Annotated in this window: 26 protein-coding genes; 22 read left to right on the top strand and 4 right to left on the bottom strand. The window is 38.1% G+C overall.

Annotation, left to right across the window (positions count from 1 at the left end; translation table 11 throughout):
- The 3 genes from E4N69_RS11300 to E4N69_RS11290 all read right to left on the bottom strand — a co-directional run bounded on the left by E4N69_RS11300 (position 1) and on the right by E4N69_RS11290 (position 3,510).
- Positions 1 to 636, bottom strand: coding sequence for a HEAT repeat domain-containing protein (locus tag E4N69_RS11300; protein WP_162664386.1), 636 nt, complete (start codon positions 634 to 636; stop codon positions 1 to 3).
- A gap of 71 nt (positions 637 to 707) precedes the next feature.
- A complete protein-coding gene (locus tag E4N69_RS11295) occupies positions 708 to 1,112 on the bottom strand; it encodes a GrdX family protein (protein ID WP_162664385.1) in 405 nt (134 codons plus the stop codon).
- Between the two features lie 13 nt (positions 1,113 to 1,125).
- The gene (locus E4N69_RS11290) at positions 1,126 to 3,510 is read right to left on the bottom strand and encodes an asparaginase domain-containing protein (RefSeq protein ID WP_253823898.1); all 2,385 of its coding nucleotides are present in this window, start codon (positions 3,508 to 3,510) and stop codon (positions 1,126 to 1,128) included.
- Positions 3,511 to 3,694: 184 nt separating this feature from the next.
- Between E4N69_RS11290 and E4N69_RS11285 the strand changes: the two genes are divergently transcribed.
- From E4N69_RS11285 to E4N69_RS11220, 14 genes are all read left to right on the top strand, one after another.
- Complete coding sequence (locus tag E4N69_RS11285; RefSeq protein ID WP_253823897.1) at positions 3,695 to 5,125, top strand: MGH1-like glycoside hydrolase domain-containing protein; 1,431 nt, start codon at positions 3,695 to 3,697, stop codon at positions 5,123 to 5,125.
- Between the two features lie 36 nt (positions 5,126 to 5,161).
- Positions 5,162 to 7,207, top strand: coding sequence for a polyphosphate kinase 1 (ppk1, locus tag E4N69_RS11280; RefSeq protein WP_253823896.1), 2,046 nt, complete (start codon positions 5,162 to 5,164; stop codon positions 7,205 to 7,207).
- A 367-nt stretch (positions 7,208 to 7,574) separates the two neighbouring features.
- Positions 7,575 to 8,423 carry a DUF2971 domain-containing protein gene (locus tag E4N69_RS11275; RefSeq protein ID WP_253823895.1) on the top strand — a complete coding sequence of 283 codons (849 nt, stop codon included), beginning with the start codon at positions 7,575 to 7,577 and terminating at the stop codon, positions 8,421 to 8,423.
- A 124-nt stretch (positions 8,424 to 8,547) separates the two neighbouring features.
- The gene (locus E4N69_RS11270; protein ID WP_253823894.1) at positions 8,548 to 9,666 is read left to right on the top strand and encodes a hypothetical protein; all 1,119 of its coding nucleotides are present in this window, start codon (positions 8,548 to 8,550) and stop codon (positions 9,664 to 9,666) included.
- Between the two features lie 87 nt (positions 9,667 to 9,753).
- Positions 9,754 to 10,344 carry a tetratricopeptide repeat protein gene (locus tag E4N69_RS11265; protein WP_253823893.1) on the top strand — a complete coding sequence of 197 codons (591 nt, stop codon included), beginning with the start codon at positions 9,754 to 9,756 and terminating at the stop codon, positions 10,342 to 10,344.
- 190 nt (positions 10,345 to 10,534) lie between these two features.
- Entirely contained in the window at positions 10,535 to 11,356 is an 822-nt protein-coding gene (locus tag E4N69_RS11260) for a leucine-rich repeat protein (protein WP_253714493.1), read from the top strand.
- A 478-nt stretch (positions 11,357 to 11,834) separates the two neighbouring features.
- Positions 11,835 to 12,047: a type II toxin-antitoxin system RelB/DinJ family antitoxin gene (locus tag E4N69_RS11255; RefSeq protein WP_253823892.1), complete on the top strand. Its 213-nt coding sequence runs from the start codon at positions 11,835 to 11,837 to the stop codon at positions 12,045 to 12,047.
- A 342-nt stretch (positions 12,048 to 12,389) separates the two neighbouring features.
- Positions 12,390 to 12,674: a hypothetical protein gene (locus tag E4N69_RS11250; protein WP_253823891.1), complete on the top strand. Its 285-nt coding sequence runs from the start codon at positions 12,390 to 12,392 to the stop codon at positions 12,672 to 12,674.
- Between the two features lie 168 nt (positions 12,675 to 12,842).
- A complete protein-coding gene (locus tag E4N69_RS11245) occupies positions 12,843 to 13,586 on the top strand; it encodes a CPBP family intramembrane glutamic endopeptidase (protein ID WP_253823890.1) in 744 nt (247 codons plus the stop codon).
- 301 nt (positions 13,587 to 13,887) lie between these two features.
- Positions 13,888 to 14,154: a hypothetical protein gene (locus tag E4N69_RS11240; protein WP_253823889.1), complete on the top strand. Its 267-nt coding sequence runs from the start codon at positions 13,888 to 13,890 to the stop codon at positions 14,152 to 14,154.
- Positions 14,129 to 14,317, top strand: coding sequence for a hypothetical protein (locus E4N69_RS11235; RefSeq protein WP_253823888.1), 189 nt, complete (start codon positions 14,129 to 14,131; stop codon positions 14,315 to 14,317). The genes E4N69_RS11240 and E4N69_RS11235 overlap by 26 nt, the downstream gene beginning before the upstream one ends.
- Positions 14,318 to 14,422: 105 nt before the next feature.
- Positions 14,423 to 15,022 carry a hypothetical protein gene (locus E4N69_RS11230; protein ID WP_253823887.1) on the top strand — a complete coding sequence of 200 codons (600 nt, stop codon included), beginning with the start codon at positions 14,423 to 14,425 and terminating at the stop codon, positions 15,020 to 15,022.
- 10 nt (positions 15,023 to 15,032) lie between these two features.
- Positions 15,033 to 15,362 (top strand): hypothetical protein, encoded by a 330-nt coding sequence (locus E4N69_RS11225; RefSeq protein WP_253823886.1) that lies wholly within the window; start codon positions 15,033 to 15,035, stop codon positions 15,360 to 15,362.
- Positions 15,363 to 15,463: 101 nt separating this feature from the next.
- Positions 15,464 to 15,931 carry a hypothetical protein gene (locus tag E4N69_RS11220; protein WP_253823885.1) on the top strand — a complete coding sequence of 156 codons (468 nt, stop codon included), beginning with the start codon at positions 15,464 to 15,466 and terminating at the stop codon, positions 15,929 to 15,931.
- Positions 15,932 to 16,281: 350 nt separating this feature from the next.
- On the opposite strand, the gene E4N69_RS11215 is transcribed toward E4N69_RS11220, so the two are convergent.
- Complete coding sequence (locus E4N69_RS11215) at positions 16,282 to 16,803, bottom strand: LysM peptidoglycan-binding domain-containing protein (protein ID WP_162664373.1); 522 nt, start codon at positions 16,801 to 16,803, stop codon at positions 16,282 to 16,284.
- A gap of 345 nt (positions 16,804 to 17,148) precedes the next feature.
- Between E4N69_RS11215 and E4N69_RS12850 the strand changes: the two genes are divergently transcribed.
- The 8 genes from E4N69_RS12850 to E4N69_RS11180 all read left to right on the top strand — a co-directional run bounded on the left by E4N69_RS12850 (position 17,149) and on the right by E4N69_RS11180 (position 24,948).
- Entirely contained in the window at positions 17,149 to 17,298 is a 150-nt protein-coding gene (locus E4N69_RS12850; RefSeq protein ID WP_162664372.1) for a type II toxin-antitoxin system RelE family toxin, read from the top strand.
- Positions 17,299 to 17,400: 102 nt separating this feature from the next.
- Positions 17,401 to 18,192, top strand: a complete 792-nt coding sequence (locus E4N69_RS11210) for a hypothetical protein (RefSeq protein ID WP_253823884.1) — start codon at positions 17,401 to 17,403, stop codon at positions 18,190 to 18,192.
- 208 nt (positions 18,193 to 18,400) lie between these two features.
- Positions 18,401 to 19,192 carry a hypothetical protein gene (locus E4N69_RS11205; protein ID WP_253823883.1) on the top strand — a complete coding sequence of 264 codons (792 nt, stop codon included), beginning with the start codon at positions 18,401 to 18,403 and terminating at the stop codon, positions 19,190 to 19,192.
- A 67-nt stretch (positions 19,193 to 19,259) separates the two neighbouring features.
- Complete coding sequence (locus E4N69_RS11200; protein WP_162664369.1) at positions 19,260 to 20,066, top strand: hypothetical protein; 807 nt, start codon at positions 19,260 to 19,262, stop codon at positions 20,064 to 20,066.
- Positions 20,067 to 20,475: 409 nt separating this feature from the next.
- Positions 20,476 to 20,970 (top strand): NADH-quinone oxidoreductase subunit NuoE family protein, encoded by a 495-nt coding sequence (locus tag E4N69_RS11195; protein WP_253823882.1) that lies wholly within the window; start codon positions 20,476 to 20,478, stop codon positions 20,968 to 20,970.
- A 37-nt stretch (positions 20,971 to 21,007) separates the two neighbouring features.
- A complete protein-coding gene (locus tag E4N69_RS11190) occupies positions 21,008 to 21,403 on the top strand; it encodes a (2Fe-2S) ferredoxin domain-containing protein (protein ID WP_253823881.1) in 396 nt (131 codons plus the stop codon).
- Entirely contained in the window at positions 21,400 to 23,181 is a 1,782-nt protein-coding gene (locus E4N69_RS11185) for an NADH-quinone oxidoreductase subunit NuoF (RefSeq protein ID WP_253823880.1), read from the top strand. Before E4N69_RS11190 ends, E4N69_RS11185 begins: the two co-directional genes overlap by 4 nt.
- A 12-nt stretch (positions 23,182 to 23,193) precedes the next feature.
- On the top strand, positions 23,194 to 24,948 hold the full coding sequence (locus tag E4N69_RS11180) for an NADH-dependent [FeFe] hydrogenase, group A6 (protein WP_253823879.1): 1,755 nt from the start codon (positions 23,194 to 23,196) through the stop codon (positions 24,946 to 24,948).
- Positions 24,949 to 25,041 lie beyond the last annotated feature (93 nt).

The following is a 25,041-nucleotide window of genomic DNA, read 5'->3' as shown; positions in this document are numbered from 1 at the left end:
CTACACCGTCGGAGTTCTGCGCAAGAATGTTTCGATTGTGCGTATGGCTTCGACGGCACGAGCTTGCGTTTTCGGGGAAGGATCGCGCAGCTTGTCCTTTAACAACACCAATGAACGTTCAACCATTTCCGGTTCGTATTTCCCGATGATGCGGAATATGTCCGGGGCATGCTCACGTACACCCTCCTTGTCGGGATCGTCCAGCATACGTTCAAATAAGCCGATGTATGGTTTAAAGACGGACGCTTTGGCGTTGGCAATACTTTGACACGCATCCAGCATTGCTGCCCGTACTTTGGGTACTGAATCGCAATGTAATTGAATAATTTTATCCAGCCGATTTTTTACCGCATTGATATCCGCCCTGCCTATGCGGCCGAGCGCTAAAACAGCTTGTTCCCGAATTTCCCAGTTACTGTCTTTTAATGCAGCAAAGGCACCGTCTATGAGGTGCATAATTTTTTCCGGTCTGTTATTTCCGATATGACCGATAGTGGTATATGCCTGCGCAATTACTTTCTCGTTGTTGCTTTTAACGCTTTGGGTAACGAATGCAATATCATCACCGGTTAACGTTGCGGGATTTGTTTGTGCCGTATAGGTAATACCTTGTAAGCGTTCAATAATTTTATTCATCTTTTCTTCCTCTGGATATTGATACGTGTGCGATAAAGATTTATATGTGTATCATATTTACGTACAAGATACTATAGGGCACTTCTAAATAAAGAAAGGTCAAGGGCTTGGAAGTCTTCCAGCACTTTTTCCGAATAATTCGGCGGATTAGTGCGTTTTACCCGTTCCATGGCTTGCTCCCATAACTGCAACGATCGGGTGTCCAACTCCGTACCTTTCGTTAACACCATACTGCGGTACGGCTGCTTGTGCAGTTGAATATTCCCGTACATTGCATGGTTTTGCAGCTTCCAGTTTCGATGGATATAGTCGCGTACCTGTGTGTACAGTTCGTCCCTCGAAGCGCAGAATATCAGTTCAATAGCTGCGGTATCGTCATTCGAGGTATCTATCCCGGCGCTGCTATTCCATTCTTTACGTTGATGTTCGATATATTCGGCGGTTTTAGGGTTGTTGGTAATAATCAGTTGCTTCACTGTTTTTTCCTTTTTATTTTTCGTTTAAGAGCGCTGCCGTTTCCATAATGCGGTCAAGCTCCTCCTGACTGTCGCATACGAGAGATGCTGCATAGTACAGTGCGATAGCTGTTTCGGTTGTGAGCATTCCCATCGGTACGGCGCCTTCTTTCCACAAGTCCCGTGCGCTGGCATAGTTGGAGAAGTCGATAGCTTCTTCCTGTTGCGAAGTACAGTAAAACCTACATTGCTGTTTTTTTCCGCGTTTCAGAAACTCTTTTAAAGAATATGAGCTGTCTTTCATATTGGCCGTGCCGTTTTCGTACAGCTCTAAAAAGAATGTGCGTATATCTTTTTGTAATGAAATAAGACGCTCGCTCCGAATACCGGGATAGGTTTTTATCAAAAACATATTGTCGGCAGCTTCGCTCAAGAGGCTTTCAAAAACGAGACTGTCGCTTTCTTCATAATCCGAAAGCAGTCCTTCTCCCCGAAAGAGCGGCGTTTGCATATTCCAGTTTACAAAGCCGATATCGCCGGAATCGACGAACTTGAGATTGAGCGGCGAAAGCACCTTACCGTTAAAAGAAACATAGACGCCGTTTTCTTTTTCCCATGCGAGCTTGATTGCCGCGTTAAAGTTGCGCCGCGCTTCCTCCGATTCCGAAGGGGCGGTACCGGATGCGGTCAATACGATGGAAACCGGCGTGTCGGCAAAAAGCCAGTATATCAGCGGCGCGGTATAAACAAGCGTGTCGGTTCCGTGTGTTATCACAATACCATTGGCCGTCCCCGAAGCGATTTTTTCGCAGATTGCGTGGATAAGCCGCGCCCAATCCGCAGGCTCCAACTCTTCGCTGAAAAGCCCGTCGGAAATACTCGGCTCAATGCGGATATGCCGTTTGGCAATATCGGTATCCAATAGCTCGGACAGAATTTTGGTACTTCCCGCTTTCACCTGTCCGTTTTGTATGGTAGCCGAAATTGCGCCGCCCATCGAAAGCACATAGATAATGCGAATATTCAATTCTTCTTTAATGAGTTGCTTTACCAACTGCTGGTCGGCAAATCCTTTTGTCCGCTTCATCACCTGCCCGCACAAGATTTCGAGGTATTTCATCGAACCGGTTTTGAGCAGTTCCGCCTCTTTCGGATGTTTGGCAATCAGTTCTTGAACGAGTGTCCGCAGTGTTGTTTCGTCGGATATTTTTATCCATTCATCTTGAGCAAGCAGAGCTGCGGGATCTGCGCCGTCGATGATAATCTTTTGCAGCAGGGTGCGGGCAATCGGATGGTTAATCGTTCCCTCCTGCGCAAGCCGCAAAATACGGGCAACGTATTCAGGCTGCAAAACAAAGGCGTCGATTGTTTTACCGGCGCGCTTCAGCAGTGGAATAATATCTTCCAGTATCCCATTTGCGGCGATTTTCGGCTCAATTCCGAATTGCAGCACCGCTTCAAAAAAATCCGCAAGCCGCGCCTCGGTACACAGTGCCCGTGCAATTGGAATGGATAGCCCGAAGGATTGAATATAGCGTAGCTTTCGCGATTGTTGATTTTCCGGAGCAGTTTGCAATACTTCTTGCAACAGCGTATCAGGCGCGGTGTAAAAGTGCAGCTCTTTTGCCGGTCTCGTTTTAACGTAATCGATAAAATCCCGCGTTTTATACGGTTCGGTACGCTCCATGCGGGCATTCCACAACCGGCTTTCCGAAATCGGCTCCTTCCCCTGTTTGAGCATATCTTCCTGCCGCCGTAAATCTTCGTTTACCGCCTTCCGTACAAAGTTAAAAGAGTTAAGGTTCCGCAGTTTTACATAGTGCTGCGGCGGATTGGGAAATTCAGTAGAAGCAACGTAGGCATTGCAGCGGATTTTATGACTGCTGTCGGAATCGGTGAGGAGTCCGATGTACCGCAGCCGGTTGTTCAGTTCGGTTAAAAACATCTCCGCTTCTTCGCCCAGTTCAAGATTGTTACCGGTGCGTATCCTGATGCTCGGCATTCCCGCAGAGCTGTAATCCATAAAAGCCTTGCCGTCGGCGTGCATAAGGCGGCCCGCATCTTCTTCGATGCGTATTTCCAAAATATCAATTTGCTTTTTGTGTTTGTGAAATTCGATATCGAGCATGCCTTTTTCCGCAATTTTTACCGAAGCGCCGCAAAGCTGATATTCGGGCGGAAGGGCGGGCATACCAGAAGGGTATTCATACTGAGCTTTTGGGATAAGCGTACAGCCGAGGCTTTGAGCGAGCCGATAGGCATCGCGGGCAATATGTTCTGTTAAAAGCAGCGGATATCCCGGTGTACGTGTACAAATAGGACAAGTTCCGGCTGCGGAGCCTGCTTTGCAGGAACAAAACGCTTTCTCATCCGATAACATTAAAACACGGATTTCAAGAAAAACAAACGATTGGTACAAGCGTTCCTCCTGCAGCACAGAAATGATATCAGCGCATCTCTAAAAAAATCAATAGGTTTTAGAGATTCTTATCAGAATATACAAAAAACAGAAAAAATTATACAACTATGCGTAAAAATATGATATACTATATACGCGAAAGATTCGCTGAATTATTTTATCGGCGGATTGTTGAGGAGCAGTGGTGAACAAGCGCGATTTTCCAAAAGTTCATTTTTATGATCAGGATTTTGTTGATATTTATGATAGAACGTGGTCGTTTATTCAGGATTTTTTATTCAATATAAAGACCGAAAAAGGAACAACTGAAAGTTTCTTTCTGTATCCCGATAACAACGGATGGTTTTTAAATCAATATGAAACCATCTTTTCATCGTTCTTTTTTGTCTATTCAAACCGAAACTATAGTGCGAATCAGGGATTGGATTTTTTCTATGCACATCAGGAAGAATCGGGAGCGATTCGCTCCAAGTACAATGTAGAAACCGGTGAGCCGGTGTTTGCAAGCGATAATCCCGAAGGTGTCGGTATGCCGCTTTTTGCATGGGCGGAATATAATATGTTCCACAAGACGGCGAATAAAAAACGGGTGAAGGATGTCATGCCGGTACTAACCCGCTATATGAAGTGGTTGGAAACCTCATTTAAGCAACCGAACGGATTGTATACCGTCCCGCTCGCAGCCGTAGAAATGTACAATACACCGCGCAAGAAAGCTGCCTATCTGGTAGACTTTAATGCGGCGGTCGCGGTTAACGCGCTGTATATGTCGGTGTTGGGGGATATCCTTAACGACAAGGAATTGAGTTTTCAGTATAAGCGGGTTTATTTTACGCTGAAAACCCGTATCAATGCCCTTATGTGGAATGCCGAAACGGGTTTTTATCACGATATCGATGCGGATGAACAAAAATTGCCGCAAAAGACAATCGCCGGTTTTTGGCCGCTGCTTGCCGAAATCCCCAATGAGGACAAGGCCGAACAGCTTTCCGCACACTTGCTCAATCCCGAAACCTTCGGTTCCGACCATCCTATTCCCAGTTTGTCGCTTGATGACCCTGCGTATAATGAACGCGGTATGGGGGCGTTGGGTAGTGTATTCCCGCATTTGAACTTTATAGTCATTAAGGGCTTGGAAAAATATGAGCGGTGGGAACTTGCGCGGGAATGCGCTATCCGCCATATCTACTATGTGCTTGACGGCCTTGCTCCCGACGGCAACAGCAAAAAAGGCGCGTTGTGGGAAGCGTATTTGCCGCAAAAAGAAGGCCCCGCGCAATGGCCTGACCATGAAAATTTCCCGCGCAAGCAATATCTTTTTTCGGCAGCGCTCTCGACTATCACGTTGATGATTGAAAATGTGATCGGGCTTTCTATCAGTTTCCCGCGAAAAACCGTCGATTGGATTATCCCGAATCTTGAGGTAATGGGAATCGAAAACTTGAGCCTGAAACGAAACCTCGTTACCATCCTATCGTCAAAAACGCAGCGGGGCTGGGAAATCCACATGGAAAGCGAAAAGCTCTATTACTTTACCATCAATATCCTCGGACAAAAAAAGAAAACGCTGCCGATACCCTCCGGTAAATGTTCGATGCTCATCGATAAACTGTAAGCGGAGCTGCCTGCAAAGTTTCGCGAGACCTTCACTATGATGGACTATCTTAATAGGGAACTTTCATGGATCGATTTTAACGAGCGGGTATTAGCGGAAGCGTGCTCTTCCTCGGTACCGCTTTTAGAGCGGCTCAAATTCATCGGTATTGTATCTTCAAATTTTGATGAGTTTTTTATGGTGCGGGTTGCCGGCTTGCAAGAATTTTATAAAAGCGGGCATCCACCTGCCGATGCTGACGATTGGCCGGTAGAAACGCTGTTAGAAGCCATCGTGCAAAAAACGCGCGTCTTGTTTGACATTCAAGAAGCGGTATTAAATACCGAAATTCTGCCTCAGCTAAAAGCGCATGGGTTTGCCTATTGCAAACCGGAAGAATGTTCCGAAGCGGAGCGGCGTTTTTTGGAAGATTATTTTTACCGGCACCTCTACCCGATTATTACCCCGCAAGTTTCCGAAAATGAGCAGGCGCTTGCAGACAGTGTTGCCAATGTGCGGCTGCACGTCGGGTTTTTGCTTTCGGGTGATGCAGGCGGACAAGACCGGCTCGCGATTGTGCCGGTGCCATCGGCTCCGCGCTTTGTCTTTTTGCAATCGGACCCTGCAAAAAAGGTTCGGTTCGTACTGATCGACGAGCTGATTCGGTATTTCGGCGGAGCGTTTTTCCCCGGCTGCCGGATTACCGGAACGGGAATCTTTAAGATTAACCGCTCCGCCAGTATGACGGTTGACGATTCCTCCGATGACGGTTTTATCGAGGCATTGGAAGAGGTTCTTATCAGGCGCCGATACTCGTTTGTCGTGCGGATGACGAGTACGCATGAATCCCCCGCATTGGTGCGGCGGATGAGCGAGTTGTTTCAGCTGGGCGAAAAAGATATTTATTTGAGCGAGGCTCCCATCGGACTTTCCTCTTTTGCAAAAATCACGGAAATAGACGGGTTTAAACGGCTGAGAAATGAAAAATGGAAGCATTTTGCACATCCTGCCTTTCCCTCTGACGGTACGCTGTGGGATAGCATCAAAGCACACGATATTCTACTGCACGTTCCGTATCAGTCATATAAACCGGTTATCAGGCTTTTATCTGACGCTGCGGAAGACCCTGCCGTAACGTCCATCCGTATGACCTTGTACCGTACCAGTAAAAGCTCGCCTGTTGTGCGTGCGTTGGTGGAGGCGGCAAAGCGGGGAAAACAGGTTACGGTATTTGTGGAATTAAAAGCGCGCTTTGATGAGGAGCGGAATCTCGGCTGGGTAAAGCGGCTGCAAAAACACGGTGTGCGGGTGGTGTACGATCTACCGCATTTGAAGGTTCACGCAAAGCTTTTGTTGATTATGCGGCGCGAGGCGCACGGTGAACAGGGCTATGTGCACCTGTCTACCGGCAACTACAACGACACCACCGCACGGATCTATGCGGATATATCGTTGTTTACCGTTCATCCGCGTATGATTGCCGACGCACACATTATTTTTTCGCGTCTGTGCGGTAAATATACACAAGAGACACCCCGCTATATCATTACCGCGCCTGACGCACTCAAGCGTACTCTGCTGGGCTATATCGAGCGGGAAATCGACTTTGCACGACAGCATAAGCCCGCCCGCATTATCGCAAAGATGAACAGCCTTTCTCACCCTGAACTGATTGCCGCGATTTACAAGGCGTCGCAGGCAGGTGTCCGGATCGATTTAAACGTGCGGGGTATTTGTATGCTCATTCCCGGGCAGCGGGGTATCAGCGAAAACGTCCGCGTCGTCAGTATTATCGACCGCTATTTGGAGCATAGCCGGATATTCTATTTTGAAAACGGCGGTAATCCTGAATGGTATCTTTCCAGTGCGGATTGGATGCCCCGCAATCTTGAGCGGCGGGTAGAGCTGTTGTTTCCTGTTTTGGATAAGCAGAATCAGAAGCTTCTGGATTATTTTTTTAGCGTGTACTTTGCGGATAACGTAAAGGCCTTTGAAATGCAACCGGACGGCAGCTGGCACCGCAAAACTTTGCAGCAGGGACAGCAACCGGTTCGGGCACAAGAAGCCTTGCATCGGTTTTTTGAGAGTCAAACTGCCGATTGAGCTATTTTAGAGAGCTCTTTGGAACGCAGTGAACTGATAGAGATCATTTTAAATTAAAAGGAATCATAGAAATTTGGGGAATCGGGAAACGAGATCGTATGGAAGTATATAAAAATGTAGACGACAGAAAAAATGGATAAAATTTTTCCTAGTTCCTATAGATAGGATGTGATTTTGCTTTAGCTTGTTTAGTGAGGGTAGGCTTAATCTGCCTGTTGTTGCTGCATTCCAGTGAGTATTCATAGTAGAAAGATGTAGCTGCTGCGATGGGTGTCAGTTTAGATTGAAAGCGTGAAATTTCCATGATATTATGAGGAAGGGGCTAAAGGGTGTTGGATGGACATAAATATATTAAAGGAGTAATTGAATGATTTTTGATGATTTACTTAAAACTGTTTTTTCGATTTGTGAAAAAGAAAGACCTGCACCTAAATCAGGAGAATTCTTATATCACTATACAGATAGTAACGCGTTATTAAATATTTTACAAAAAAATGAATTATGGGTTACTCAAAGAGACTTTATGAATGATGTATTCGAAATGAGTTATGCAGATAGAATTTTATATAAATCTTATCAAATTGTCTACGGAAAAAAGGCAGAGATAGAATATAAGGATTTTATTACAAGAAATATGTTAGATGCAAAAAGAAGTTATGTATTGTCTTTCACTACAGAAAAAGATTTAATAAGTCAGTGGTCATATTATGGTAAAAATGATGGATATAGTCTCGAATTTGAAATAAGTGATATTTTTCATTTCTTACAAAAACCTAAATTTAATCTTGAAGCAGGTAATGTCGTATATAGTGAAAAAAATCAAGTTGATATTTTAGTTAATATATTAAATTTCATTATTAAAAATAAAAAACAGCTGGAAACCAATAATTTAGATCCGGTATTAATCGACAATAGTGTACGGTCTGAAGGACTCCTTTTGCTTTTTCATTCATTAATAAAACAAGAAAATAATTATTGTGAAAAAGAATACAGATTTGTTTTTAATTTACAAAAAGATATTTGTTTTCGCCCTCGTAATGGAGTAATTACTCCATACATTATTATTAATCAAAACAAGGAATTACCAGTTAATGAAATCATGATAGGACCTCGATTCTCGGATATAATTGCAGAAAATGGTCTAATTCAGTTTATAGAATCTCTAAACAGGGTTAATACTATCAAGATTTCACATTCAAAAATGAGAATTAGATAAAAATTTGCCAACCAACACCCGCTTCAACCTGACATTGCCTTTACGGCAATGCAGGTTAAGCGAATGTTAGATTGATGGGGTTTAACATATGCGTAATGAAATTTATCAAAGAGTATTCTCAGATATGAAAGAAATATTTCCAGAAAAACCATGGCTTGCTGTTATGGAAAGGAATGGGCAACCCATGTTTGCAACGATGGATATTTCGATTTTATTTAGTAACTCTGTTTCCTATGGATTGTATTTATTGGATCATAAAAAAATCGAAGAGCTCGATCAATATGAGTATGATTGTGTATTAGAAAGTCTTGCATTTTGTTGGACTAGTATTGCTTTTTTAAAAAAAATTAATTCTAGTAAAATCGAAAAGTATAAAAAAAGAATATACGCCTCTTTCTCTAACTCTAGTGATTTATTATCACTTAAATTTGAAATGCTAGTATTTAGCATGGTTTCTTCCAAATATGAGGTGGATATCAAGGATGGTGATGTTGGTAGTGATACATACGATTTTTTAGTCCATCAAAACGAACGAAGCATTAAATTAGAGTGTAAATCATTTACATACGATAAATCATTAATTATAAAAGCAAATGCAGCAAATAAACTACTAACCGATATTATTGCAAATATTCATAAAGATACTAATAGTAAAAATATATTGTTCTGTAGTACTATAGAAATTAAAAATAAAATTAGTGATAAACTTGATAGTGTAAAACTATCTAATATAATTAACCAATGTATGAAGGGGGGTGTTCCAGAAATTAATGAGTTTTATACACTGCATGTTGATAAAATTGATATAAGCAACTTAACAGATGATGAAGTAGAAGCAAAATTCGCAAAAATCAATTATGGTGTAGAAATTGCTTGTATGACTAGTATAAGAAATAATGACGGCAATCTGTTCTGTGTAAAAATATGCGTGAGTAATATTGATTATTTTGTTGATGAGTTACGGAAAGTAATTCAAAAAGCATTTAAAAATCAAATAAAAGATGGAAACTCCTCTCTTGCGCTTTTTTTCTCAAATACTGAACTTTTTAGATTAATTGAAACAAATCTAAAGTTTAAGAGTATGGTCAGTAAAATATTGGACAAAGAAAATGTTAATAGCCTCATATTAGTTACTAATCTATTTGCAGAGGAATTACAAAGTTTCCCTTTTATTGGGTATGCACTATCAATAAAAGAATATCTAAGTTCAAGTAAGTATTCAGCAAAACTGATCACTACCTAACACTCGCTTCAACCTGACATTGCGGACAAGCCGCAAATGCAGGTTAAGCGTTAGTTAGGTTGACGCCTACGGCGCGGAGGATAAAAAATGAATAGGACGCTCTGTTTAAAAATACTTTACGGTGTAATACTTATATCACTTGCTACCATTGTTTATTGGAGTATATCAAATACTAACAAGGATTATCGCCTTGTTACTTCGCTTTTTATTGGTTTACTTTTGCTTATACCTGGAAGAATAAGTCAATACTTTTATCAAGATTTCTACACCGGTAGAAAGTATATGAATAAAAATGATTTAGATAAAGCATTATATCACTTTTTACAATTTGAGCGTTGTATTGAGGAAAAACCATGGAAAAAAACGATTCTCTGGATGACATGGTCTGTTTATACGATAGATATTTTAGCCATGGTTAAACACAATATTAGTTGTATTTATATAAATAAAAAACAATATGAAGAAGCAGAAAAATATATTAAAGAGGCTTTAAATATTGATAATAAATATCCGCTTCCATATTTAAACCGTTCTATTATTAACATGGCTAATGGTAAAAAAGAAGAATGCATAAATAATATTGAAAAGAGTATAAAACTGGGAATGAATAATAGTAAAGTAGATAAGATTATAAAAAATATGCAGTCTGTGTATGCTAATATTCAATCTGTTGAGTAAGTTCTAATTATAATTAAGCTGTTTGGAAACGAGAACAAACCTAACACCCGCTTCAACCTGCCATTGCCTTTACGGCAATGCAGGTTAAGCAGCAGTTAGGTTGACCTACCTAAAGGCAGGCGGGAACAGAACTAATCTATAACATTTATTTCGACCAAAAAATAAATTTATAAAATCATAGGAGGATTTTATGAGGAAAATTTTGGTTTCAGTATCTTTAATAGTAGTTACTGCTTTTTCAGTTTTTGCAGCAAACTCTGCAAGCGATTTTAGTTATAAACTTTCCGATGATGTTGAATCCATTATCATAACTGGGTTTAAAAATAATCAAAAAGTATATGATATTCCTCCAACAATAGAGGATATACCTGTCATTGCAGTCAAATCTGAATTTTTAGGTTTTCAAGGTATTAGCGAAATTTTGATAAAAATACCTGAAGGTGTAAAGGAATTTTCTTTAACTCAGATCTATTCAAGAGGAATTCCCTCAAGTCATATTACTATAAACAAACTTCCATCTACTATTGAGAAATGTAAGATACTTGCTCAGAAAAATCGAAAATCTCCTGCAAATCTTTATATTACATTAAAAGGCTCTTTGAAAGAATTAAATAATTTGACAGAAATTAGAACAGAATATGTTAATTTTGAAGAAAAGAGCATTATCATTCGCTCAAATTGGGCTAAGAATGAAGGTTATTTAGGAGCACCAGAAAACTACAAGTTTGAAAACTCAACAATAAAAGAGGCTATTTTTGAAGAAGGGTGTGAAATAATCGGAGGTTTTGGTTGGTGTCCGGATCTCAAAAAAATAACACTACCAACATCTGCAAAAAAATTAGCAGGTGATGGCTTCTGTTTTTGCAAACAACTTTCAGAAGTCGTAATTCCAGAAAGCTTGGAACGAATAGACTTCGGACATAGTAGTCAACAGTTTGACGGTACTTCCATTCCGCTGAAATTACAAGTTCGGTTAAAGAAACTTGGATATTCGGGGTCTTTTGGTAACTAAATTTAGGTATTATTTTTGTGCTCTATGGTGTTTATACATAGAGTACAAACGGTTAAGGAAAAAAATTATAATGCTGATAAAAGGTAATAGCATAGTAAGAAGTGTTTCTGGAATTTCAAAAAACAAGAAGCAGAAATTTATAGCTTTCTTCAAGGTGCTGTATATTGTTGGTGCAAAAATTTTAATGATAAAGAATTTGCATTAAGAGATTTAATGGGAGGCGAGAATTTCGAATGGATCGGCACTCCATTGTATACTCTGTGGGAAAAGCATAAGAAATTAAAGGCTGACAATCCGGTAAAATCAGCTGGAATTGATGCAGGTTAGATTTAAAGAAAGTAATTCTTAATGACAAGCGAAAATTTGAACTAAGAGAAAGCGGCAAATAAATATAGGTAGATTAAATAAGTATGCTTGCTTAAAACGCTTATTCGTATTACAATGTCATTACATTGAACTTCAGAAAAGGATGCTTCGTATGGCAAATTCTTTGGTCCAGGTAAGGGTTGATGACAAATTAAAGGATGAGGTTACCGCCATCTATGACCAGCTTGGATTAGATTTATCGACAGCAGTGAGAATCTTTTTCAAACGAAGTGTTGCGGAGAAAGGCATTCCTTTTGCAATGAAAATTGATTATAACAATAAAAAAGATATTATTCGAAAACGGGATTCCGTTAAACATTCTTAATGCAATGAATACACTAGCTGAAAGTGCAGAAGAGAATGGAGTCGCAAATTTGAATCTTGAAGAGATTAATGCTGAAATTTCTGCTGCACGAAAAGGGATATAGGATGCCGATATATGCTGTAATCGATACAAATGTTCTCGTGTCAGCTTTTCTAAAAGAGACTTCAGTTCCTCGTTTCTATTTGTTAATGGGAGAAAACAGGAATTCGTAATATGAGATTTTTAAATGCAATACTGGGAAATGTAATGTCAAAGTCAATAATATGCAAATATTTCGGGAGGTTTCCGTCTGACTTTATATAAATTACAAAGAAATATAGTAGTTGAATCTAGGAGGATTATATGTCTGATACAATGATAAATACATCAAAAAAACGATCTTATCAAGTTCCATATGAAGTTTTGGAAAAAAGGCTTGAATCCATTCCTGTTGAATTTCTTTCAGATGTTTCTGAGTTTTTTGATTTACTGGATTATAAAATAAATGTCATAAAATCTCAGAAGAAAGATAAACTATCACCTGAAGCAGGAATGGATTTATTAAAACAGATTACAGGCTGTGTTTCTTCAGATATAACTATTGAAGATGCCAAATCGGAGTATTTTTCTGAAAAATATGGATCGTAAAAATCTAAAATGAAATAAAACCTAACTGCCGCTTCAACCTGCCATTGCCTTTACGGCAATGCAGGTTAAGCGGCAGTTAGGTTGACCTACCTAAAGGCAGGCGGGAACAGAACCAATCTATAACATTTATTTTAACGATAACGAAGAAATAAGTTTAGAGGAAGTAAAATGAATAAAAAAGTAGTATTTTTTAATTTGATGAACTTACTAATAACCTTTCTTCTTGCTATGATATCCGGAGGTGTTACACAAAATATCAGAGGTAATGAATTACTATTAGGCTCTGTTACAATGGTTGCAGTACAATTATCTCCATTGATAACAGCTTTAATTTTTAGAAAAAAATATAATGAAAGGAAATTTTATGCTTATAAATTAAATAGATACTCAGTAATAGCTATTATATTTCCAATAACACTGGTTTTACTATCTTCATTTATACTTGATTTAATGGGAATGCCGTATGTTAAGTCAGAATACACGGGATATTTATTACTAATTGGTGTTATAGTTACTATTGTCGGATCTATTAGTGAGGAAATTGGTTGGAGGGGAACTTTATTACAGATTTTTGAAAATAAATATACTTCGTTTACCAGTTCACTATTTGTTGGAATACTTTGGGGTGCATGGCATTTCTTCAAAATAATGAACGTCGGATTCGTAGGATACCTATTATTTATCCCTACGGTTATTATGCTTAGTATTTTTATCACATATTTTTATAAGAAATCAAAAAACAATATTTTAAATGCAATTTTTTATCATACTTTTTTTAATTTATCAAATATGATTCTTTTATTTAAAAGAGAATCAATACAATTATATTTAACTATATTAGGCGCATCTGCATTGTTACTCATATTATTGTTTATGTATGATAGAGAGTATTTTAAATTAAAAAAAGCATAGAAATCGAGAGGATCGGGAACAGGGATAATATGGGAGTTCCTTATCTTGTAGCAGTTTAGATTGCAGACGAGTCATTTTTATGGTATTATAAGGAAAGGTCGAAAAGGACAAACATTGGTTGTGCTTTTATAATTTATTTATTCAGTTTCAATATTATAAAATTTTAAAAAAGAATATAATTTCATCCAGTCAAGCTCGATGAAAAAAAGTATGTTTTAGTAAGCAACTCAAGCTTGCTTACTAAAATGAAATTGAACTTTAGGGCGAAACAAGGTAGCGGTAGTACGCGGCTTTACGACGCTTGGAAAAAGTATACATAGAAGAAATCAGATATCAAGGTGTTGGCGGATATTTGTTTGCAATCGCTGCAAAAAAATCAATCGACTTTGGTTTTGATGGAATGATGTATGGATTTACAGCGAATAAAATTTTACTTGATCATTATGTCGAAAAATTTAATGCTGAATTTATCGGTATTCTTCATCCATTTCAATTTGCAATAGATGAAGAAAATGCAAAAAATATAATGGAGGTTTATACCTATGACTGGGCTAATGAAAAATTATAAAGAAACTTTAAAAGATACCCCGCAACCTATATTGTTGTCTCAAATGGAAAATAGTATAGATTTGAAAGCATTATTTTCTTATGCAAAAGCAAATAATATGAAAGTTTCTGAATTATCAGAAACTGATAAGAAAAAATTTGTTAGGGCTAGATGCTCGTTATAGTTTAAGTTTAATGTAAATTAAATAGAATTTAAATAGTAATAACACCTAATACTGTTTTCAAAGCCGACAAACCGGACAAGCCTTGTTGCAGGTTAAGCGTTAGTTATGTATCCAACGTCAAGCGTTGGGAAAGGATTAAAAATGTTATTAACTTATGGAAATATAAAAAAATCAAAAATTTTAAAATATATTTATTTAGCTGATTACAATGATGATGAATATCGCAAAGCATTTCTTGAATATAATAAGAGTATAGTAAAAGATTTTGAAAAATCTGATTTCATAAAAATATATAAATATTTGCATGATGCAAAAATCCATCTGAAACAAATTAATGGAAACGTTGTAATAAAAGTTAATACTTATTCAGAAGAAAAGAAGTCGATTTATTTTGATATTATTTTTGAAAAAGCTAAGATTTTATCTTGGAACACTGTAAAAGAAAACGGTCATATTTCAAGATTAAATAAAAAATATAAACCTCAAGAGTATGGGTACGAAGAATTTTACGAAGATAATGGAAAAAAATATGTGTCTTTGATTTTATTTGGAAATAAAATTAGAAAAGGTTTGTATTATCCAATGGCAACTCTTAATTATGAAAATATTAGGATTAATAGATCCGGTTGCACTTTAAAACAATGTTATGGCGACACTACACTAGGAAAAAATATTAAAAATCGGGTCAAGCTCGATTTTAATTAAAGGATATGAAATGAATAAAAATAAAATTGGAAAACTGATTTTAATTGGAATTAGGTATTACAATAGCAATAATGAATTGTTGGAACAATATCAGACAAGTGGAATCATAGAATCTATTACTGACAAAGAAATTAAAATAAAAAGAGAAAATTACAAAGAATTATTTGCAATTCCAAATGATGATAGAGCTATTATAGAAGCAAAGCCCGGTGACTATAGAGAAAGACAAAGTGGCAAAGTAATTAAAAATCCAGATTATATATCACAATGGACAGTTACTGGAAACGGCAGTAAAGAGAATACTGATAATTATAAAGAAAAAGGATTTGAATTAAAGTAATACACATAACAAAGGTTAGTAGCCGACACGCGGAAAAGCCGCGCGCGGTACAACCATTTATTAGGGCGACAGGCTACTGGACTGCTTTTCTAGAAGAAAAAATGAAAAGAACAGTTTCACTATTATTTATATGTATATATCTATTTAATTGCTATGCAATAAATTTTGCAATAAATTCTAAAAGTTATCCACATTGGGCTTTTCAACAGTATAATTTTTGTCATGAAGAAAATACCGATTTTAAAAATCATAACAATATTGTGCTTTTGACTCATACCGTACAAACATGGCCATTTGGTATTTTGTATGATGTTTTCAGTTTTTTAGTAGATAAGAATATATCATGGAAAAAAATACTGATTTATAGCTTTTCCTATCAGTCAGAGAATGGAGAAGTTTTTATCATTAAAAATAAAATAATAAACAATCATGGATATATATTCAATGAAATTAAAAAATATTGGTTGGTTAAAGAAATAAAAAATGAAAAAAACTTCATAGGAAAAATTGTATATAGTTTTGATGATGGCGAGCTGATTACAGAATATACTGAAATAATAGTTTGGTAATAAAGGATATAATTTCAGGCTTGGACGAAGAAGCGGTTTTCTGCTGTTTAGGAACAGTACAATATATAGAAGCATACGCTTCAAAAAATATAACAGAATTTTTCTTAAAGAAAAAAGGATTTAAGAAATCTAATTCTGTCTAAGAAATATTTTTGCCATAACACCCACTTCAACGCTGACAACAAGGACAACCGCAAATGCAGGTTAAGCGGTAGTTGAATGAATGCTGCGCGCCCGTTAGATTGACTTGCCTAAAGGCAGGCGGGTGTGGAACCGACCTATAACATTTATTCGTGCGAGGGTTTCATACCCCGACGCTTCTTGAGTCGGGGTATGATGATTTTAGGGTGCTACTGCGGTTTATCCATATATTTTATGCGTTTTTGCAATCGTTTCATCATAGTGAACTTTTTTTCTCTTTTATATATTTTAATACACTGCTCAAATTGAGATTTCGCTTTTTGTCGATATTCAGGATGAGCCATAAATTCTTGAAAATCCGGAATATTCAGCGTCATACCGGGGCGTATCTTATCGGGATGCTTTATTATCCCCTCATTCATCACCATGATAATGGGAAAATAGTAGGCTCTATCAAGACTTCCAAAGTGCTTCAAGGCAATTCGTGAAAGAATATCGCCTTTAACAACGGTGTACTTTTTGACACTTACCGTTTTCGGTTCTGCCTCCGGAACAGGTTCCTTTGGTTTAGGCTGGTCCGGTTCGGAAGCAGGAATAGGCGCCGGTTCTTTCGCAGGCGCCTCCTCTATCCGTTGAGGCTCTTCTTTCGGCGAAGGCGGCGATGTTGGACACGATGTAAACAAAGAAAATATCGCTATTGATAATAGCAAAAAGAAAAATGCTTTTTTCATATGTATAACTCCTTTTCCGTTATTATACATGAGAATAAAAAATTTTATCAATAACAGCATATTTTTTACTATGAAACAAAGCGTTTTAAGCAGCACCTAGAGTGGTGCAATAAAAGTGCAGTACCAACCTCGGCTTCAAAACCTCTATAGACAGGATGTGATTTTGCGCAACCGATTGACGTTTTGAATATAACTGAATACATTTGAAGCAGAGGTATAAAATGACGAGGACAATTACTGTTCGTATAGATGACAGTACATATGACATTTTCAAACTAGCCGCTGATGGGCAGAAAAGAACAATCTCAAATTATCTGGAATATGCAACGCGCAATTACACCATGAATGAGACAGTTGTCGATGATATCGAAAGGTAATTACAAAGGCCTATATCGGTTTAGAATAGGGGATTACCGTCTATTCTATAAAATATCAGAAGATACAGTCATTGTATTTATAGTCGACCTTGGAACACGAAAAGGTGCTTATAAATAATATAGCCTAACACCGCTTTCAAAGCCGACAAATGGGACTATGCTCGTTTGCAGTTTAAAACAATGTTGTGGCGACAGGTCGCTGGTCTGCTGTGGAGGAAAAATGAAAAGTTTAAGTAGAATTATATTCTTTTCTATTCTATTATTTTTGTTTATCTCATGTAAAAAGAATGAAAATAAAGATTTTACTGCTGCAGCAATAGATATAGAAAATTCTCAAAGAGAAGAACTGCTAACCGTTGAGGAAGTAAAAGAAAGATTAGATTTAAAAAATCCTGAAGTGAAAGAGTATTTTAAACCATTTTATGAATCTTTAAAAATATTAGATGTGGAAAATCCTACTGTTGAAGATCAGATAAAATTATTTTATGAAACAATAAAAGTATTGGATAAGGAATACTATTTTAATATATTTGATTTTGATTATAAACCAAGCGATGAATTAACAGAAATATTTCATAAAATATTTTTAGAAGATGGAATTTGGCAAAATATCATTTCGAATTTATATACAAAAGCATCACAACAACCGGACAGATTTCTTAATACAAGTAAAAGCATAAAGATAAAAGATATCTCAGTAGTTTCAATCACTGATAAGGAATGTACTTGTGTCGTAAAAGCAGAAGCTTCGCATTGGTTTTATGCAGACCATGGTATGGCGCTTACAAAAAAGAAATATTTCAAATATTATGATGATATTTGTATAAATGAAGAAGAGCTGGAAAAATTCGACCAAAAAGCTTTACAGGAATATAAGAAGATTGGAGAAGGAAAATTCGCGGGAAATACTATAAAGACAGAAGAAAATCATATATTCCATTTAGTAAAAAAAGAAGGAGTGTATAAAATAAAAGATTTTGTTTTTAATATTACCTCATTTACAGACGGCTAAGATATTATATATAAGAAGAATATTTTAGGGTGGAAGTATATTTATGAAAAAAGAAAAGATAGATATAATGCTTGTCAGGCAAGAATAGAAAGATAAATAATTCAATGCGTCTACCATCCGCTTAACCTGACATTCCCTTTACGAGAATGCAGGTTAAGCGAATGTTATATGGATACCCGCACTAGGGTACTTAGGAATAATAGAATAAATGAATTTTATCAAAGTTTTTTCCAACGGATTATACAATAGCAAAGAAGCCTATAGTTATTTTTCTGAAGATGAAATTATCAACATACCGTTTGATTTGTATAATTTAATCGATATAGACCAAAAAACTGAAAATGAATTTATTTTTCCAAATATTATAGAATTTCTAACTGATTTATACGTAACTCTGAATGTTAAGGACAAAGATTATAAATATATAGATTCAAAATTGGAGGAAATAAATTTTTGGGAAAAATTTTCAGAATATTTATACTCTGATTTTCTATATAAAAAAGAAGTTGCAATTTTAACATTTGCAAAAAAACGAAGCACAAGTAATTGCAAATATTTGGAGGCAGCTTTTATTAGTGAATATTACAAAAAGAATCCTATACTAACTGCCAGATGTTTAACAGAATTATTTTATTTAAAAAGTAAAAAAGCAAAGGAATTCAAGAAATTACTTGTTGAAAATTTTGATTTAATAAATTTCATTTCTATACTTCTGTTTGATGATGAAGAACTTACTAAGAAAGTATTAGGCTTAAATAAAAATCAAAAATACTTACAAAAAATAAGAGCTGACAGTATTCAAAATTTTGCTATGAATTTTGAAATATTTATAACAAATGTTCAAGGTGCAAACAAGATTAAAGATTTCACGAAAGATGAATATATTAAAAGTATTAATTATTTTGAAAAAATATATGGTTCCTATAAAATAGATAATTTTTATTCTTTTTATAAAAAAGCTTTACAGGAGATGGAAATATCACATAACACAGACCTATAGTCGACGCGCGTTTAGTCTGCGTGTGCAGTCCAGCCAGTTGTTAGATGGGTAAAAAGAGGGTAAAATATTGGAAAAAGATGCATTAATGCAAAAGGTGAAAGAATATACCTATTATCTTACAGATGAGTATTTGGAAGAAGTATGCAAAGACTTGTTGCAAATTAAAGATGCAAATCTTTTCTTCGAAAAATGTTATGAAAATAATGCTGTTTATACATCGGAGAGTCCTTGTTCATTTATTTGTGATTCAGTAACTCATTCGCATAAATATCGAGAATTAATATTAAAAAAATATGAAAATGATTGTATTTATAAATTTTGTGAAAAAATGCTATTTGATTCTTCATATATCAGACGAAGAGAAGCCTTAATTATAATCTGTGATACCTTAAATATTCATAGAATAAAATGTAAAAAAATACTGGAAGATTATTTTATTTTTGTAATAGAAAATGATCCACTACTTTTATATGATTATATAATGGAATTTACATGGTTGTATGCTTATGAAATTAGAATTAAGAGAAATCTCTATTCAAAAATCTTGAAACTAAATAACGAATATGCTAATCTTATATTATTAGAAACTTTAGATGATTTATCCATACCTCTTTTTAGTAGCAATGGATTATTAAAATATAAAATTTTATCAAAACTAGCAAGAAATCAAAATAGATGTGTAAATTTATTCGCTAAAAAAATGAAAAAAAATATGATTATTAGAAATTATAAGAAAAAAATTGATACAAAAAAATATATTCTAGGAAATGGTAGGTTAGAATTTAGTAATATAATGTTTATGAATAAAACTGAAAATTATAATAAAGATGATTTTATAAATTTTTATTTGAATTATGTAAAGAAAAACTTCTAACACCCGCTTCAACGCTGACATGATCTTGGCAATGTAGGTTGACCATATTCATATGGCAAGAGAAAATGAGGCAATTCCCCTCACCAACAATAGGCCTTTAGTAATAATATGTAAAAAATTATCTATGGAAGTTTGTAACTAAGCATGACATCGAACATCCGCATATATGAACCCAATTTCTATACGAGTGTTTGTATCACGGAGTATTCGTATATCCGTGATTTCTATGTTGCAGAAATTGCTTATCGGCATGGTTATCGAAATGTGGAAATTTTTCCGGTTGACAGATTACATCTTTCGGTGTGATACTATTAAGTAGAGTATAATTCGGTACCCTTAAAAGTTAACTTTTTTAAAGGTTGTCAACATGTTTCCGGCAGAATAAGCCGGTAAGGTTGGAGGCTGATTTATGAACGCACAACCGTCCTTCTCCGATTCTTTAAACTCTTTTATCGCCGATTGGAAAAATAAGCCGGGTAACCTTATTATGATTTTACATAAGGTTCAAGAAGAATTCGGCTATATTTCAAAAGAGGCTGCGCAAGAAGTTTCGATCAGAACCGGTATTCCTCTCGCCAATGTATACGGCACCATGTCTTTTTATCACTTTTTTAAAACGGAAAAACCCGGAAAACACAAAATTTGTATTTGCTTAGGAACAGCGTGTTACCTAAAGGGGAGTCAAGATATTCTCGATGAATCTCGCAGCCTGCTCGGATTAACGGAAGAACAGGTTACCGGCGCCGACGGAGAATTTTCTGTTGAGCCGGTACGATGCATCGGATGTTGCGGATTAGCACCTGTCCTTTCCGTCAATGGTATCGTTCATGGAAAATTGAAACGCGAAGATATGACAAAAATCATTGCAGATTGCCGCACACAAGAGCAAAAAATGCCGGATTAATGAAATATGGGGCTAAAACAAAAAGGAGTATCGGGGTATGCAAAAATTAACACGCGAGATGCTGCATAAACTGAGAGATTCGTTAGTAAACGAAATAAAAATCAGACAGACAGCCGATAAAATTGCTTATGTGATCGTCGGTATGGGGGAGTGCGGTCTTCAAAAGGGGGCAAAAGATGTCTTTACCGCAATCAGTGAGAAAGTAAATGCACTCGGATTACGCGGCTCCGTCGCAGTAATTCAAGCGGATATGGAGAGCTTCTGGGATAGAGCACCCGTCGTTGAAGTCATCATGGAGGGGCAAAAACCGGTAAAATACGGACGGGTTACCCCCGAAACCGCACAAAAAATTATAGAAAGCCATATTATAAACAAAAAGACGGTAACCGAATATATGTTGGATGCTGCGGAAGCTAGGGAGAATCACGTATGAACTATACCCATTATATCTTGGTGTGCGGCGGTTCTGCGTGCGAATCCAGCCATTCCGTTCGGATTTATGAAAACCTGGTAGAAGAAGTAAAAAAAGCAGGCGTTGACGATCAGGTAAGAATCATTAAGACCGGATGTTTCGGTTTTTGTGAAAAAGGCCCTATCGTAAAGGTGCTTCCGGAAGACGCTTTCTATGTCGAAGTAAAGCCCGAAGACGCCGCGGATATTATCAATGAGCATATTATAAAAGGCATTCAGGTGAACCGCCTCCTTTATGCAAAAGAGAAAAAGAGTGCGGAAGATGTGGATGAAATTCCTTTCTATAAAAAGCAGCTGCGTATTACTTTGCGCAATTGCGGATTAATCGACCCTGAAAATATTGAGGACTATATCGCTCATGACGGTTACTTTGCGCTTGAAAAAGCGCTTTTTGAAATGACGAGAGAAGAAATCGTCGCTGAAATTACCGCTTCCGGTTTACGCGGACGGGGCGGAGCCGGCTTTCCGACAGGATTAAAATGGGATGCCGGCTTTAAAGCAAAAGGCAATGTAAAGTACGTTGTATGCAATGCCGATGAAGGGGATCCCGGCGCCTATATGGATAGATCGACAATCGAAGGAGATCCTCACAGCATTATTGAGGCGATGGCTATTTGCGGCAGGACAATCGGTGCGAATAAGGGTTTCGTTTATATTCGCGCGGAATATCCCCTCGCAATATCCCGGCTGGAGAAGGCAATTAAGCAGGCAAAGGAATACGGCCTTTTGGGTGAACATATCCTTGGTTCTGATTTCAGCTTTGATATAGAAATCAGACTGGGTGCAGGTGCTTTTGTCTGCGGGGAAGAAACAGCGCTGCTCCGCTCAATCGAGGGGAAGCGTGGGATGCCGACGCCTAAACCTCCATTTCCGGCACAGGCGGGACTTTGGGGCAAACCGACCATTATCAATAATGTAGAAACGTTTGCAAATATCCCCATCATTTTGATGAAAGGAGCGGCATGGTTCAAAAGCATCGGTACGGCGGATTCCGCCGGTACCAAGGTGTTTGCGCTCACCGGGAAGGTGGAAAACTCAGGGTTGGTTGAGGTTCCCATGGGAACGACGCTGCGGGAAATTATTTTTGATATAGGCGGTGGTATTAAAAACGGTAAAAAATTTAAGGCGGTGCAAACCGGCGGCCCCTCAGGGGGAATTATTACGCCTGAGGCACTTGATACTCCTATCGACTTTAAAAACCTGCAAGCGCTCGGTTCTATGATGGGCTCAGGCGGTATGATCGTTATGGACGAAGATGACTGCGTAGTAAATGTTGCAAAGTTTTATATGGAATTTTGTGTCGATGAATCCTGCGGAAAATGCGCGCCGTGCCGGATAGGTACTCGTCAAATTTATGCGTTGCTCGATAAGATATCCAAGGGAAAAGGTGAAATGAGCGACTTGAATAAACTCGAAGAAATCGGCTTTGCCATGAAAAAAGCTTCTTTATGTGCACTTGGTCAATCTGCTCCCAATCCTACGCTTTCAACGGTAAAGAAATTTCGCGACGAGTATATCGCCCATATTGTCAATAAAAAATGCCTTACCGGTAAGTGCAAAGACTTGGTTAGTTTCTATATTACTGAAAAATGTATCGGCTGTGGCGCTTGCGCACGCAAATGCCCTGCAAACTGCATTTCAGGCGAGCGGAGAAACCGCCATTCAATCGATCAGGTAAAGTGCTTAAAATGCGGAGAATGCTTCCGTAGCTGCCGGTTTGATGCAATCGAGAAAAAATAAGGGGGAATCTGCATGTTGGACATAAAGATAAACGGAAAACGAGTGCAAGTGCCCGAAGGCGCAACGATAATGGAGGCTGCCCGTGCGGCAAATGTAAAGATTCCTTCGCTTTGCTATAACAAAGACTTACCGGCATGGGGTTCGTGCGGACTTTGTATTGTCCATCTTGAGAACAGCGCCAGAATGATGCGAGCTTGCTGCACAAAGGCTGCCAACGGTATGAACATTATTACCCATGACCCCGAAATTGTACAGGCGCGGCGTTCCGTATTGGAATTGATTTTATCTAATCATCCTAAGGATTGTCTTACGTGCAGCCGGAATAATAAATGCGAACTTCAAAGTTTAGCTGCCGAATTCGGATTGCGGGAGATGCACTTTGAACACTACATCAATGAAAAACCGAAAGATGATTCTAACGGCGCTATTGTATTTGATCGAAATAAGTGTATTTCGTGCGGACGCTGTGTCGAAGTCTGTCAGCACATGCAGGCGGTACATGCGATAGAATATCAAGGACGGGGAGGAAAGACGATTATCGCTCCGGCAGCAATGGCTCTATTGAGGGATTCTCCATGCGTACATTGCGGCCAATGCGCAGCTCATTGTCCGGTCGGCGCGATTTACGAGACTCCGCCAAAAATGGATATGTGGGCAAAGCTCTCCGATCCCGATACGATCAGTGTCGTTCAAATAGCTCCTTCGGTGCGGGTCGCATTGGGAGAGGAATTCGGCTTAAAACCGGGGGATCTCACCACCGGAAAAATATATACGGCGTTACGCCGCATCGGGTTTGAGTATGTATTTGACAGTAATTTTTCCGCTGATTTAACGATTGCCGAGGAGGCACAGGAGTTCGTGACGAATTTTACCGATAGAACTTACACATTCCCGCAGTTCACATCTTGTTGCCCTGCATGGGTTGAATTCGCCGAAAAATATCATCATGATTTGATACCGCATCTTTCTTCTACTAAAAGTCCGATGCAGATTATGGGGGCGATGATAAAGACCTATTGGGCTGAAAAGATGAGCATCGATCCTAAAAAGATATTTTCGGTAGCGGTTATGCCGTGTACGGCAAAAAAATACGAATGCGAACGCAATGGTACCATGTCCGCTTCCGGTTACCAGGATGTAGATGCGGTTATTACAACGCGGGAATTTGCAAACTATATCCGTCAGGCCGGGATTGAATTTAATGCATTGGAAGAGCAGAAGGCAGATTCTCCGCTTGGCCCGTATTCCGGAGCAGGAACGATATTCGGTGCAACAGGCGGCGTTATGGAAGCGGCTTTGCGCACCGCCTATTTTTATATAACGGGAAAAGAACTCACCGCGCTTGATTTTTATCAAGTAAGAGGTCTTACCGGTATTAAAGAAGCTAAAATAGATATTGAAGGGACTGAAGTTCGCGTTGCCGTTGTCAATCAGCTCGGGAATTTACCTGAATTTTTGGAGAAGATAAGACAGTCAATTAAAGCAGACGAAGACCCGCTCTATCATTTTGTCGAAGTGATGGCATGCCGCGGCGGTTGTGTCGGTGGCGGCGGGCAGCCCTACGGTTGTACCGACGAGGTGCGGAAGCTAAGGGCTGCAGGTCTTTACACCGATGATGAAAGAGCTGTGATACGAACATCGCATAATAATCCATACATCAAGCAAGTCTATAGCGAATACTTGGGAAAGCCGAATTCTGAAAAGGCGCACCGTTTGCTGCATACGCATTACCAAAGCAGGGAACCGTATCATTTTAACGAGCCGTAGGGACGAAATATATTAAACGGGTTGAACCTGTTATCTGTACGGAGAGTTATCCGCACAGAGGGTTATCTTATATGCTATGTCGTAACAGATGGT

The sequence above is a fragment of the Treponema sp. OMZ 906 genome, from assembly GCF_024181185.1.
Lineage (GTDB): Bacteria > Spirochaetota > Spirochaetia > Treponematales > Treponemataceae > Treponema.
The sequence above is the reverse complement of the archived record's forward strand: the minus strand, read 5'-3'. Positions and strand labels throughout refer to the sequence as shown.